Annotated in this window: 9 protein-coding genes and 1 pseudogene; 7 read left to right on the top strand and 3 right to left on the bottom strand. The window is 64.4% G+C overall.

Annotation, left to right across the window (positions count from 1 at the left end):
• The 5 genes from PHD22_RS13880 to parC form a co-directional block, all read left to right on the top strand.
• Positions 1-1,461 (top strand): toprim domain-containing protein (locus PHD22_RS13880; RefSeq protein ID WP_299868005.1); only part of this gene is annotated, 1,461 nt, incomplete at its 5' end.
• Between the two features lie 249 nt (positions 1,462-1,710).
• The gene (locus PHD22_RS13875) at positions 1,711-3,771 is read left to right on the top strand and encodes a carbon starvation CstA family protein (RefSeq protein ID WP_299868002.1); all 2,061 of its coding nucleotides are present in this window, start codon (positions 1,711-1,713) and stop codon (positions 3,769-3,771) included.
• A gap of 10 nt (positions 3,772-3,781) precedes the next feature.
• Positions 3,782-3,985: a YbdD/YjiX family protein gene (locus PHD22_RS13870; RefSeq protein WP_299867999.1), complete on the top strand. Its 204-nt coding sequence runs from the start codon at positions 3,782-3,784 to the stop codon at positions 3,983-3,985.
• Positions 3,986-4,061: 76 nt separating this feature from the next.
• Positions 4,062-5,099 (top strand): GTP-binding protein, encoded by a 1,038-nt coding sequence (locus tag PHD22_RS13865; RefSeq protein WP_299867996.1) that lies wholly within the window; start codon positions 4,062-4,064, stop codon positions 5,097-5,099.
• A gap of 193 nt (positions 5,100-5,292) precedes the next feature.
• Entirely contained in the window at positions 5,293-7,650 is a 2,358-nt protein-coding gene (gene parC / locus PHD22_RS13860; RefSeq protein ID WP_299867993.1) for a DNA topoisomerase IV subunit A, read from the top strand.
• Positions 7,651-7,667: 17 nt separating this feature from the next.
• On the opposite strand, the gene PHD22_RS13855 is transcribed toward parC, so the two are convergent.
• Positions 7,668-9,284 (bottom strand): hybrid sensor histidine kinase/response regulator, encoded by a 1,617-nt coding sequence (locus tag PHD22_RS13855; protein ID WP_299867990.1) that lies wholly within the window; start codon positions 9,282-9,284, stop codon positions 7,668-7,670.
• Positions 9,285-9,545: 261 nt separating this feature from the next.
• On the opposite strand from PHD22_RS13855, the gene PHD22_RS13850 reads away from it, so the two are divergent.
• Complete coding sequence (locus PHD22_RS13850; protein WP_299867987.1) at positions 9,546-10,271, top strand: SDR family NAD(P)-dependent oxidoreductase; 726 nt, start codon at positions 9,546-9,548, stop codon at positions 10,269-10,271.
• A 24-nt stretch (positions 10,272-10,295) separates the two neighbouring features.
• Here the strand turns inward: PHD22_RS13850 and ppnN are convergent, their stop codons facing one another.
• Positions 10,296-11,672 (bottom strand): nucleotide 5'-monophosphate nucleosidase PpnN, encoded by a 1,377-nt coding sequence (ppnN, locus tag PHD22_RS13845; RefSeq protein WP_299867985.1) that lies wholly within the window; start codon positions 11,670-11,672, stop codon positions 10,296-10,298.
• Between the two features lie 132 nt (positions 11,673-11,804).
• Here ppnN and PHD22_RS13840 point away from each other — a divergent pair, with 132 nt between their 5' ends.
• On the top strand, positions 11,805-13,088 hold the full coding sequence (locus PHD22_RS13840; RefSeq protein ID WP_366520739.1) for a putative Na+/H+ antiporter: 1,284 nt from the start codon (positions 11,805-11,807) through the stop codon (positions 13,086-13,088).
• 15 nt (positions 13,089-13,103) lie between these two features.
• Here the strand turns inward: PHD22_RS13840 and PHD22_RS13835 are convergent.
• Positions 13,104-13,450: pseudogene (locus PHD22_RS13835) on the bottom strand (hypothetical protein); the annotation flags it as partial.

The raw sequence follows: 13,450 nt of genomic DNA, 5'->3' as shown, positions 1-13,450 counted from the left end.
ACCACCGTACGCGCCTGGCCGGACCCCAGATACTTCGATGCGCCCGACCTCCCACGGGGCGAGCTGGAACGGCTTCTGCGTTCCAAGGCCGTGCTGATGCCCGGGCTGGAAGTGTTTCTCTGCATCGAGGGTGGCGACACCCGGACCTGGCTTTTTGAGCAGGGCATGCGCGGCTACCTGTCCGAAGCCCTCACCGACGAACCGCTGATACCCCTCTTCAGTGGTGAAAAATATGCCTCCAAAGGTGACGAGACCTTCGCCGCCGGCGAAGGCGCCTCCTGGGCCGTGGCGTGGACCGCCGAGGGCGCGCCGGTGCGCGAGTCCTACGTCAACCTGATCCCCACCCCCGCCGGCGGCACCCACGAGGCCGGCCTGCGCGACGGCGTGTTCACCGCCATCAAGAACTTCATCGACCACCACGCCCTGTTGCCCAAGGGCGTCAAGCTCACGGCCGACGACGCCTTTGGCCGCGCCTCCTTCCTGCTTTCCGCCCGGGTTCTCGACCCCAGCTTCCAGGGCCAGACCAAGGAGCGGCTGAACAGTCGCGATGCCGTGCAGCTTGTCTCCCGCATGATCCGCGACCCCTTCGAGCTGTGGCTCAACGAGCACGTCGATTACGGCAAGAAGCTCGCCGAGCTTGCCATCAAGGCCGCCCAGGCCCGCGCCCGCGCCGCCCAGAAGGTGGAGAAGCGCAAGTCCTCCGGCGTGGCCGTGCTGCCAGGCAAGCTCTCCGACTGCGAATCCGAGGACATCGAGCGCAACGAGCTCTTCTTGGTCGAGGGCGACTCCGCCGGTGGTAGCGCCAAGATGGCCCGGGACAAGGATACCCAGGCCATCCTGCCCCTGCGCGGCAAGGTCCAGAACGCCTGGGAAGTGGACCGCGAACGGCTCTTTGCCAATGCCGAGATCCACGACATCTCGGTAGCCCTGGGGGTCGACCCGCACCCGGCCGGTGCCGATGCCGATCTCTCCCAGCTGCGCTACGGCAAGGTCATCATCATGTCTGACGCTGACGTGGACGGCTCCCACATCCAGACCCTGCTGCTCACCCTGTTCTTCCGTCACTTCCCCAAGCTCATCGAGAACGGCCACATCTACGTCGCCCAGCCGCCCCTCTACCGCCTCGACGTACCCGCCTCCGGCAAAAAACGCCCGCCGCGGCGCCTGTATGCGCTGGACGACCAGGAACTCGCTAGCCTGCGCGACCGCCTCGGCCACGAAGGGATCAAGCCCGAGCACATCGAGGTGGGCCGCTTCAAGGGCCTCGGCGAGATGAACCCCGAGCAGCTGCGCGAAACCACCATGGACCCGGCCACCCGCCGGGTGCTGCCGGTGCATGTACGCCCCGAAGCCTTCGACGACACGCTGAAGATGTTTAACCTCCTGATGGGCAAGGGCGAAGCCTCCGGCCGCCGGGCCTGGATGGAAGAAAAAGGTGATTCAGTCGAAGCCGACGTTTGATCCAACGCAATTCGAGGCGCTTTCTGCGTAAAACCCTGATTGACCTCCCTCGCCCGTTTGCAAGAATGGCTTCGCGGCCCGAAGATCAGCAGTTCCGCTGATCTTCGGGCCGCGAAGCAGGTCGACGTCCGTCCGCGCGGCAGATCCCGTAGAGCAGCCGAGGTGATTCCTTTCGCCTAGTGCCACGGCCTCGTTCCACTCGCCGGCCGGGCCCGTACCTGCGCATCCCCAACGAGAAGCGAGGTAATCATGAACTCCATACAGCGACATCTGGGATGGGCAGCAATCGCCATCCTGGGGGCCGGCGCCCTCGGCGTCGTCGCCCTCAACCGTGGTGAAAGCATCAACGCCCTGTGGCTGGTCGTCGCAGCCGTCTGCGTCTATCTCATCGCCTACCGCTACTACAGCCTCTTCATCGCCGACAAAGTGATGGAGCTCGACCCCACCCGGATGACCCCGGCCTATCGCCACAACGACGGGCTCGACTACGTCCCCACCAACAAATACGTGCTGTTCGGCCACCACTTTGCGGCCATCGCCGGCGCCGGCCCACTGGTGGGCCCGGTGCTCGCGGCCCAGATGGGCTACCTGCCGGGCATGCTGTGGATCCTCGCCGGGGTGGTATTTGCCGGCGCGGTGCAGGATTTCATGATCCTCTTCATCTCCACCCGGCGCGACGGCCGTTCCCTGGGCGACCTGATCAAGTCCGAGCTCGGCCCCATCCCCGGGGTGATCGCGCTGTTCGGCACCTTCATGATCATGGTCATCATCCTCGCGGTGCTGGCGCTGATCGTCGTGAAGGCCCTGGCTGAATCGCCGTGGGGCATGTTCACGGTGGCCGCCACCATCCCCATCGCCATCCTGATGGGTGTGTATAGCCGCTACATCCGCCCGGGCCGCATCGGCGAGATGTCCGCCATCGGCTTCGTGCTGTTGATGGCCTCGATCATCTACGGCGGTGACATCGCCGCCAGCCCGACCTGGGGGCCGGTGTTCACCTTCGACGGCAAGCAGCTCACCTGGCTCCTGATCGGCTACGGCTTCATCGCCTCGGTGCTGCCGGTGTGGCTGCTGCTGGCGCCGCGCGACTACCTGTCCACCTTCCTCAAGATCGGCACCATCGTCGGCCTCGCGATCGGCATCGCCGTCGTCGCGCCCACCCTGCAGATGCCAGCCTTCACCAAGTTCGTCGACGGCACCGGCCCGGTGTGGTCCGGCAGCCTGTTCCCCTTCCTGTTCATCACCATCGCCTGCGGCGCCGTCTCCGGCTTCCATGCGCTGATCTCCTCGGGCACCACGCCCAAGCTCCTCGACAACGAGAAGAACGCCCGCATGATCGGCTACGGCGGGATGCTGATGGAATCCTTCGTGGCAATGATGGCCCTGGTGGCCGCCTCGGTGATCGAGCCAGGCGTGTATTTCGCGATGAACAGCCCGGCCGCGGTGATCGGCAAGACCGCCGAGAGTGCCGCCCTGGCGATCTCCCAGTGGGGCTTCGTGGTCACCCCCGAAATGCTGCTGCAGACCGCCCGGGACGTGGGTGAAAACAGCATCATCTCCCGCGCCGGCGGCGCCCCGACCCTGGCCGTCGGGATGGCCCACATCCTCTCCAGCGCCCTCGGCGGCAAGGCGATGATGGCCTTCTGGTACCACTTCGCGATCCTCTTCGAAGCGCTCTTCATCCTCACCGCCGTCGATGCCGGCACCCGCGCCGGGCGCTTCATGCTGCAGGACCTGCTCGGCACCTTCGTGCCCTCGATGCGCAAGATGGACTCCATCTTCGCCAGCCTGGTGGCCACCGGCCTGTGCGTGGCGGCCTGGGGCTACTTCCTGTACCAGGGTGTGGTCGACCCGCTGGGCGGCATCAACACCCTGTGGCCGCTGTTCGGCATCGCCAACCAGATGCTGGCCGGCGTCGCGCTGACCCTCGCCACCGTGGTGCTGTTCAAGATGAAGCGTCAGCGCTTCGCCTGGGTCACCGTGGTGCCCACCCTGTGGCTGCTGCTGTGCACCCTCACCGCCGGCTGGCAGAAAGTCTTCCACGACAACCCGAAGATCGGCTTCCTGGCCAACGCCAACAAGTATCAGGCTGCCGTCGACAAAGGCGAGCTGCTGGCCCCGGCCAAGTCGATGGAGCAGATGCACCAGATCATCACCAACAACTACGTGGATGCGGCCCTCTCGGCGCTCTTCATCCTGCTGGTGCTGAGCATCCTGGCCTACGCCATCCCGGCCTGCCGGCGCGCGCTGTCCTCCAACAAGCCGACCACGCTCGAGACCCCCTTCGAGCCGATGCCGGCGAGCCACTGAGGCCACCCAGGTGTTCTCCGACCTCGCCCGCGTAGGCAAGTACCTCGGCCAGGCCGCCCGCCTGATGGTGGGCATGCCCGACTACGACGCCTACGTGCAGCACATGCGCCTCAACCACCCGGACAAGGAGGTGATGAGCTACGAAGCCTTCTTCCGGGAACGCCAGGAGGCCCGCTACGGCGGCGGTGACGGTCGCCCCGGGCGCTGCTGCTGAACGTCCGGCAAACCCAACCGGCCGGGAGGCCGCCCTTGTGGCAGACTCCCGGCCGGTTTTCCTTTGAGTGCCCCCCATGTCCAACCCCCTCGCCATCCCCCGCCCGCCGATCCGCGCCACCCTCCTCACCGGCTTCCTCGGCGCCGGCAAGACCACCCTCCTCAACCGCTATCTGGCCACCCAGCCGGCCCGGCGTGTCGCAGTGCTCGAGAACGAGTTCGGCGCAGTGGGCATCGACGGCGGCCTGATCGCCGGATCGAATGCCGTCGAAGTGGTCGAGCTGGCCAACGGCTGCATCTGCTGCAGCGTGCGCGGCGAGCTTTCCGCCGCCCTCACCGACCTCGCCGACCGGCGTGACCGGGGCGAGCTCGACTTCGACCAGCTCGTCATCGAGACCACCGGCCTGGCCGACCCAGCCCCGGTGGCACAAGCCTTCTTCGTGGACGAGGGCGTGCGCGAACGCTACGAACTCGACGGCATCCTGGCCGTGGTCGACGCCGTCCACGCCGACCGTCAGCTCGACGAAAACCGCGTCGCCGCAGCCCAGATCGGCTTTGCCGACCGGGTCCTGCTGACCAAGACCGAAGGCCTCTCCGCCGACACCCTGGCGGCCCTCGAGGCCCGCCTCGCCCGCATCAACCTGCGGGTGCCGGTCGACCGGGTGCCGAGCGATCCGGCCGGGCTCGCTGCGCTGTTTGCGCTGGATGCCTTCGTGCTCTCGGACGTGATCGAGCAAAGCCCGGGCTTCCTCACCAAGGCGGCCCCCAGCGGCCTCGCCCGGGGCGGCGGCGATTTCCGCAGCTTCATCCGCCACGACGACGACATCGCCTCGCTGGTGCTGCATCACCCGGGCGAGGTGGACCTGGACCTGATCGGCAGTTTCGTCGAGGAACTGCTCCTTACAAGCGGCAACGACATGCTGCGCTACAAGGGCATCATCGCGGTGCGCGGCCAGGCCCAGCGTCTGGTTTTCCAGGGGGTGCACCGCATCACCGGCTTCGACTACGGGCGCCCCTGGGCAACCGGCGAAATACGTGAAACCACCATCGTCATCATCGGCCGCCGCCTCGACCACGACACGATTTCCACCACCTTCCGCCTCGCCTGCCGCTGAAACCGCGCCCCATCAACGGGCGCCGTGCCGCTCAGCCCTCGCCCGAGCCTGTCGTTCAGCGAAAAAACTGTGCCATGCACGCCCAGCCGGCAGGGAAAGCGCAGCGCCTGTGGTATTTTTGCGGCCTTTATCGCGTCCACCCGGGCGCCCGTACCGAGCGGCACTCAGCCGCTGAAAGTCGCCGCCTCACGCCATGAATCAGACCCCGGATCTTTTCGACTCCCTTCCGCCGGAGACCGCCGGTGCCGGCGATCCACCCGCGCCACCTGCCCAGCTCAGTGCCAGTGAAGACGCACTGCCTCTTGACCAGTACGCCGAGCGCGCCTACCTGGCCTATGCCATGAGCGTCGTCAAGGCCCGCGCCCTGCCCCAGGTCGAGGACGGTCTGAAGCCCGTGCAGCGTCGCATCCTGTTTGCCATGAACGAGATGCGCCTTGCTCCGGGCAGCAAGCACGTCAAGTCAGCGCGGGTGGTCGGCGACGTGATCGGCAAGTACCACCCCCACGGCGACGCCAGCGTCTATGACGCCATGGTCCGGGTGGCCCAGGATTTTTCCCTGCGCTATCCACTGGTGGATGGCCAGGGCAACTTCGGCTCCCGGGACGGAGACTCGGCTGCAGCCATGCGCTACACCGAATGCCGCCTGACCCCCATCGCCGAGCTGCTGCTGTCGGAAATCGACCGGGGCACCGTGGATTTCCGTCCCAACTACGACGGGGCCTTCACGGAACCCCAGCTCCTGCCGGCACGCCTGCCCTTCGTGCTGCTCAACGGCGCCTCAGGCATCGCAGTGGGGATGGCCACCGAGATCCCCTCTCACAACCTGCGGGAAGCTGCGGCAGCGGCCATTCACGCTCTCGAGCACCCCGATGCAACGGTGGCCGACCTGATGACCCACATCCAAGGACCGGACTACCCGGGAGGAGGCCAGATCATCTCCTCCAAGGCGGACATCCGCCAGGCCTATGAAAACGGCCGGGGAAGCCTCAAGCTGCGGGCCCGCTGGATGGTGGAAGACCTCGCCCGCGGCCAGTGGCAGCTGGTGGTCACCGAACTGCCTCCGGGCGTGTCTGCCCAAAAAGTGCTTTTCGAGATCGAAACCCTCACCAATCCCCAGCCCAAGACTGGAAAGAAGTCCATCGACGCTGACCAGGCCCAGCTCAAAGCCATTCTCCTCGGCGTACTCGACCGGGTCCGTGACGAATCCGGCAAGGACGCCCCGGTACGCCTGGTCTTCGAGCCCAAGAGCCGCAACCAGGACGTCACCGAATTCGCCAACCTCCTGCTGGCCCACACCAGCCTGGAAACCTCCGCCTCGATCAACCTGGTGATGATCGGTCTGGACGGGCGCCCAGGGCAGAAGAACCTGGCCGACATCCTCCACGAATGGGGCCGCTGCCGGGTCATCACCGTACGCCGTCGTACCATCCACCGGCTGGACCAGGTGAACGACCGGATCCACATCCTGGAAGGCCGTCACATCGTCTTTCTCAACATCGACGAGGTGATCCGCATCATCCGCGAGTCGGACGAACCCAAGCCGGCGCTGATGGCCCGCTTCGAGCTCACCGACCGCCAGGCCGAAGACATCCTCGAGATCCGCCTGCGCCAGCTGGCGCGACTGGAAGGCATCAAGATCGAGCGGGAACTGGCCACCCTGCGCGGCGAGAAGGGAGAGCTCGAGACCCTCCTCGCCAGCGAAGGCAAGCTGCGCCGCCTGGTCATCCGGGAAATCAAGGCCGACGCCGATAAATACGGCGATGACCGCCGCACCCTGGTTGAAGAGGCCGCCCGGGCCGGGGTCACCCAGACCGTGGTGGACGAACCCGTCACCGTGATCGTCTCCGAAAAAGGCTGGGTCCGCTGCCGCAACGGACACGGGCTTGACCTGGCGAACCTCAGCTTCAAGGATGGCGACCGCCTGGGCACAGCCTTCGAATGCCGGAGTGTAGACACCCTGATTGCCCTGACCGACGGAGGTCGGGCGCTCACCGTGGCGGTCTCGGCACTTCCCGACGGCCGGGGTAACGGAGCCCCCCTTGCCTCCTTGATGGAGCTGCCTGCAGGCGCAAGGGTCGGTCACGTCCTGGCGGGTGCTGCCGACAGGCGGGTGCTGCTGGCCAGCGCGGATGGCTACGGATTTCTGTGCCGGCTGGGCGACATGAGCGCCACCAAACGGGCGGGCAAGCAGTTCGTCAGCCTGGAAGCCGGCAGCAAGCTGCTGCCGCCGCTCCTGTACGACGAGGCTGACAACCAGCACCTGGCGGCGCTCTCGTCGGGCGGCAAGCTGCTCGTCTTCCCCCTTGAGCAAATGAAGGAACTCTCGGGGGGCGGCAAGGGCGTGATCATCATGGGAATGGACGAGGACGAGGCGCTCAGCGCCGTGTGCATCGCCCGGAACAGTCTCACCCTTCTTGCTGCTACCCGGGGCGGCAAACCGGTGGAACTGGCCCTCAGCCCCCGGGACTGGGAGCCCTGGCTTGGAAAGCGGGCCCGCAAGGGCAAGCCCGCCCCCGGACGCTCCCAGTCCAGCGGATTGCGGGGCGACTGACCCACGGATCCAGATGCTCAGGTCGGGACCCGGGGAAAGCGCAGGACGAATTCACTCCCCTGGCCCGGCGCCGAACGCAGGCGGAGGCTTCCGCCCATCAGGGCCACCAGTTCCTTGACCAGCGCCAGGCCCAGCCCGGAGCCCTGGTGACGGCGGGTCAGGAAGGCGTCCGCCTGGCGAAAGCGCTCAAAAACCTGTTCCTGCTGCTCTGGGGCAATGCCGCAACCGGTATCGCTCACACGGATCTCCAGCACATCGGCCCCGTAGTCGGCCACCACCCGAACCTGTCCTTCATCCGTGAATTTGAGCCCATTGCCCACCAGGTTGTTGAGGATCTGGGCCAGGCGGGTGGGGTCGCAGCGCCAGAATTCAGGTACTCCGTCCGCCACCTGCCACTCCAGGCGCAGGCCCTTGGCCATCGCTGCGCGCAGGTGAATCTTCAGGATCCGGTCCATCAAGGGTCGAAAAGCCTCATCCCGCAGGGTCAGCTCCATGCGCCCGGCCTCCATGCGGGCCAGGTCGAGGATCGAATTGACCAGCGCCAGCAGGTGCTCACTACTGCTCAGGATGATCCCGGAAAACTCCCGGGTCACCTCGTCCTCACTGTCCTTGAGGAGTTCTGCATAACCCATGATGCCGTTGAGAGGTGTCCGCAGTTCATGGGACATGGAGGCCAGAAACGCCGACTTGGCACGATTCGCCTCTTCGGCCCGGAGCTGGCTCTCCCGCAGGGCTGCCGCAATCCGGTACTGGCGGTTGAGCAGGTGGAGCGCCAGCCCACCGAACACCATGACCACCAGGCTCATTCCCACTGCATAGGCCAGATAGGCCGTGCGACGCGCCCAGAAATCGGCCAGCGCGACGTCCTCGCGGACCCCCACCGCCACCGCCAGCGGATACTCCTTGAGGGCGCGGTAGCTGTAAAAGCGCCGGACCCCATCGGTCTTGCTGGCAAAAAGATAACTGCCCGAGAACAATCCTTCCTCCCAGTACCGCATGAGGGCTCCGCCAGACACATCCTGTCCCACCTCCAGATTATCCCCGGACCGGCGGGCCCGGATGATGCCATCCCGGCCGAACAGGCTGACCACGCCTCCCTCGCCCAGGTCCACGCTACTGTAAAACTCCGAGAAATAGAACGGATCCACCGAAATCACGACGACGCCACCAAAGCGGCCATCCGGCTTGTTGATGCGCCGGGTCATCTGGATGGACCACTTGCCCGAAGCGCGTCCAAGCACAGGCTTGCTGACGAAGAGCTGATTCGTATCCCGGTCCTTGTGCACCCGAAAGTGTTCCCGGTCCGACAAGTCAACTTCCTTGTGATTGGGGAGGTTGCTCAGGATATAGACGCCGTTCTCGTCAATCACGCCCACCTGATTGAAAATGCTGCTGATGATCATGCCTTCGCGAACGTACCCGGCCACATCGATGGCCGCCCCGTTTCGCTCATACTGGAACTTGAGAAACAGCACAGCCTGATCCGCGCTCTTGATCGTGCGGACGGTATGCTCCTCGAAGGCCCGGGCCAGATTGAGGTTGGCGGTATTGATGGTCTGAACGAGCTGGCTTTGCTCCTCCTGAATCTTGTAGAGAATGCCTCCCCAAAGCAGCAGGACGAGCGCAAGCACCACGCAAGCAATCGGGGCAAACAACCGGAGGTGCGCCCAAGGCGGCTTGGTCAATAAAGATAGAAACAAGGGAAATGACACCCAAAAATCATAAAATCAACAAAAACTCAAGCAGAGAACCATTTTACGTTCCAAACCGCACACATTTAAAACCGGAACGGGCCCCATGACAGGATCGAATGCCGCCCCATCGACCTTCTGTATCCATCTCACACCACCGAGCAGCTATAAACATAGCCTCCAGAAAAGCATCGCGAGCACTCCATGAAGAGAAGCGCCATTCTGACCGGCCACACCCGAGGCCTGGGGGCCGCCTTGCTGGCAGAGCTCCAGAACCGTGGGTTTCAGGTACTGGGCCTGTCCCGCAACCGTCTTGCGGAAGCCCCCGGCCTCACCCAGCAGTCGATTGACCTCGCCTCGCCCTCTTCCCTCCAGAGCTGGCTGAAAACCAACGCGCTGGCACACTTCCTGGCCGATGCCGATCAGGCTGTTCTGATCAACAATGCCGGGAGCCTGCAGCCCGTGGCGATGCTGGGACAACAGGACGCCCAGGCCATTGCCGCAGCGGTGGCCGTCAACGTGACGGCCCCCCTGACGCTCGCCAATGGCTTCCTGGCCGTAACTGCGGAAGTCCGCGACCGCCGCATCCTTCACATCTCGAGTGGTGCGGCCCGCAGCGTCTATCCAGGCTGGAGCGTGTATGGGGCCACCAAGGCAGCCCTGGATCATCATGCCAGAGCTGCTGCTGCAGAAAGACATCCTGGAGTACGTATCGCCAGCCTGGCACCCGGCGTTCTGGACACGGACATGCAGGTGGAAGTGCGGGCCAGCGATCCGGCCCAGTTTCCTGGCCTCTCCCGCTTCACCATCCTCAAGCAGGAAGGACAACTGCGAGCTCCGGCCGCTGCCGCCACCGAGCTGGTCACTTACCTGCTGAGCGACGACTTCGGCACGCGGGTGGACGGTGATCTGCGCAGCCTTGCCGTCTGACCGCGCGGGAGGAGTCAAGACTACTTACTGGGCCGCCAGGACCCGGTAACAGGGGTTATAGGCCTTGCCTGGCAGCTTCATTCGGCCTTGGGCAACAAACGAAGCCATCATTTCGTCCATTGGCTCCATGATCTCCGGATCCCCAAAGATCTCGAAGGGGCCGTGCTTCTCGATCTCCCGGATGCCTTCATTCTTCACATTGCCCGCCACCACGCCGGAAAAGACCCGACGCAGGTTGGCGGCCAGCAGATGGGCCGGCTGCCGGCGATGGAGCTTGAGCTTGCGCATGCGCTCATGGGTCGGATGGAAGGGCTGCTGGAATTCGTGCTCGATCTTGAGCAGCCAGTTGAAATAGTAGGCGTCGCGCATTTCCTTGCGGAAATCCCGCACCTGGCCCAGGCCGATATTCATCTCGCGGGCCACCGCTTCCGGATCATCAATGATGATCCGGTAACGCTGCCGGGCTGGCTCACCCAGGGTCTGACCGATGAAGCGATCGATCCGGGCAAAGTAGTCTTCCGCACTCCTGGGCCCGGTGAACACCAGCGGAAAGGGCAGATGAGCATTGTCCGGGTGCAGCAGGATGCCCAGGATGTAGAGGATCTCCTCTGCCGTACCCACCCCTCCCGGAAACACCACAATGCCGTGGCCAGTCCGGACGAAGGCTTCCAGACGCTTTTCCACATCCGGCAGGATCACCAGTTCATTGACCACCGGATTGGGCGCTTCGGCAGCAATGATGCCTGGCTCGGTGAAGCCCAGATAACGCCCGTCATGGATGCGCTGGGTGGCGTGGGCCATGGCCGCCCCTTTCATCGGCCCCTTCATTGCACCAGGACCACAGCCGGTACAGATGTTCAGGCCCCGCAAGCCCAGCTGGTAGCCCACCCGCTTGGTGTACTCGTACTCCTCCTGGCGGATCGAGTGTCCCCCCCAGCACACCACGATGTTGGGCTGGCGGATGGGCTGGAGCACGCTGGCGTTACGCAGGATGTGAAAGACCGCATCCGTAATCCCCTCGGAAGACTGGAAGTCAAAACGGGGATTGCCACGGATTTCGCGATTCACATAGACGATGTCCCGCACGACGGTCACCAGATGCTCCTGGATGCCGCGGATCATTTCTCCATCAACAAACGCACTTGCCGGTGCTCCTGTAATACCCAGCTTGATGCCCCGGGCACGTTGCTGGATCTGGATATCGAACGCAAGGTAACGCTCCAGCAGTTCCTTGCCGTCGTCCATCTCGTTACCGCAGTTGAGCACCGCCAGGGCGCAGTTGCGAAAGAGGGCGTGGAGGCCGTCGCTGTCCTGGGCAGACAGCTTGGCTGCCTCGGCGCGGGACAGGATCTCCATGCGCCCGGTGGGGGATATCTGTGCATCTACGGTTTCATGATCCATCACTGCAATCTCTCATTCTGGTTTTGGCCGCCGGAAGCATACAGTCGAGCAAGGCACCTCCGTTCATCCGGAGGGGGCCAGATGTTTTCCACAACTGCCCCCGGCCATCCTGCAGGTGATAGGATTTTTGATTTGCTCCCCCTTTCCATGTCCTCGACGGTCGCCTCCACACCAGAAATCCTTGCTGCAGTGATCTTTGCGCTGGCGGTCCTGCATACTTTTTCCACCAAATTCTTTGCCCACCTGGCACATATCCAGCCGCGCCATGCGGGGCTGTGGCATCTGCTGGCAGAAGTGGAGGTGGTGTTCGGCTTCTGGGCCTTCGTGCTGATGCTTACCCTGTTCTTGCTGTCGGGTCAGGGTGCCGCCGTGGACTATCTGGAAGGACGCAACTTCACCGAGCCGATGTTCGTTTTCGTGGTGATGGTGATTGCCGCCAGCAAACCCATCGTGTGTACCGTGGAGGCGGCGGTGCGCCTGATCGCGTCCATGATCCCCACGGATCGGGCGGTTGCCGTCTTTTTCCTGTGCCTGGCCGCGGTTCCCCTCCTCGGCTCCTTCATCACCGAGCCTGCTGCCATGACCCTGGCTGCACTGATGCTGCGGGACGGTTACTTCCGGCATGGCCTGTCCACCCGACTGAAGTACGCTGCCATAGGAATGCTGTTCGTCAACATTTCCATTGGCGGCACCCTGACCCACTTTGCAGCGCCCCCGGTACTGATGGTGGCAAGCAAGTGGCAGTGGGATACCTTGTTCATGTTCTCCCATTTCGGCTGGAAAGCCGGTTCGGCGGTCGTATTCAACGCTGTTGTGCTGACCTGGTTCTTCCGCAGGGAAATCGCGGAGAAGGGCAAACCCCAGTCTGCCGACGAGGCCCCCGCAATGCCCCGGACCGTGGCAGGCATTCACGTCGCCTTTCTGGCTGCCGCCGTGGTCTTTGCCCATCACCCGGTGGTGTTCATGGGACTTTTCCTGTTCTTCCTGGGCTACACCGAAGCGTACAAGCAGTACCAGGGTCGCCTGATCCTGCGCGAGGGGCTGCTGGTCGCCTTCTTCCTGGCGGGCCTGGTGGTCCTGGGCGGTCTCCAGCAATGGTGGCTCCAGCAGACCCTCACGGGCGTTGAACCGACCCTCCTGTACTTCCTGGCCACCGCCCTGACGGCCGTCACCGACAACGCAGCGCTGACCTATCTGGCCTCACTCGTCGAGGGGGTTTCACCGGAATTCAAGTACGCGATCGTGGCCGGTGCCGTCACGGGTGGCGGACTCACGGTCATCGCCAATGCCCCCAATCCTGCGGGCTTTGCCATCCTCAAATCCACCTTCGACGACGAATCCATCAGCCCGGTAGGTCTGCTGCTGGCAGCCCTGCCCCCCACCTGCGTAGCGATTTTCGCTTTCCAGGCCCTCTGAGGCAAGGCAGCGTGCTTACGCTGTCGGCAAGGCGTGCGGACGGGCGTAACGGGACGGAAGGGCAAAACACCCGGCCGCCGCCCGGGTCAGGTCATGGAGGTTTCCTTCCGCGGCAGCCCGGGCCCGCAACCACGCAGCATCTCCCCTCCCTACCCTGACCATGTCCTGCAAGGCAAGCAGCTGGGCTGTGCAGCCCAGAGCTGCAGCATCACCGGAGACGCACTCCAGGAGGCGCTCCAGGCTGTCACGCACGGACACCGTGCAGCGGGCCTGGGGATCCGCCAGCATCGCATCAAAACCATAGCGGCAGGCCTGGAACTTGTTGTAGCGGGCAACCAGGGCCTGCATGGGAGGGTCGATGG

The organism is Zoogloea sp., assembly GCF_028693495.1.
GTDB lineage: Bacteria > Pseudomonadota > Gammaproteobacteria > Burkholderiales > Rhodocyclaceae > Zoogloea.
The sequence above is the reverse complement of the archived record's forward strand: the minus strand, read 5'-3'. Positions and strand labels throughout refer to the sequence as shown.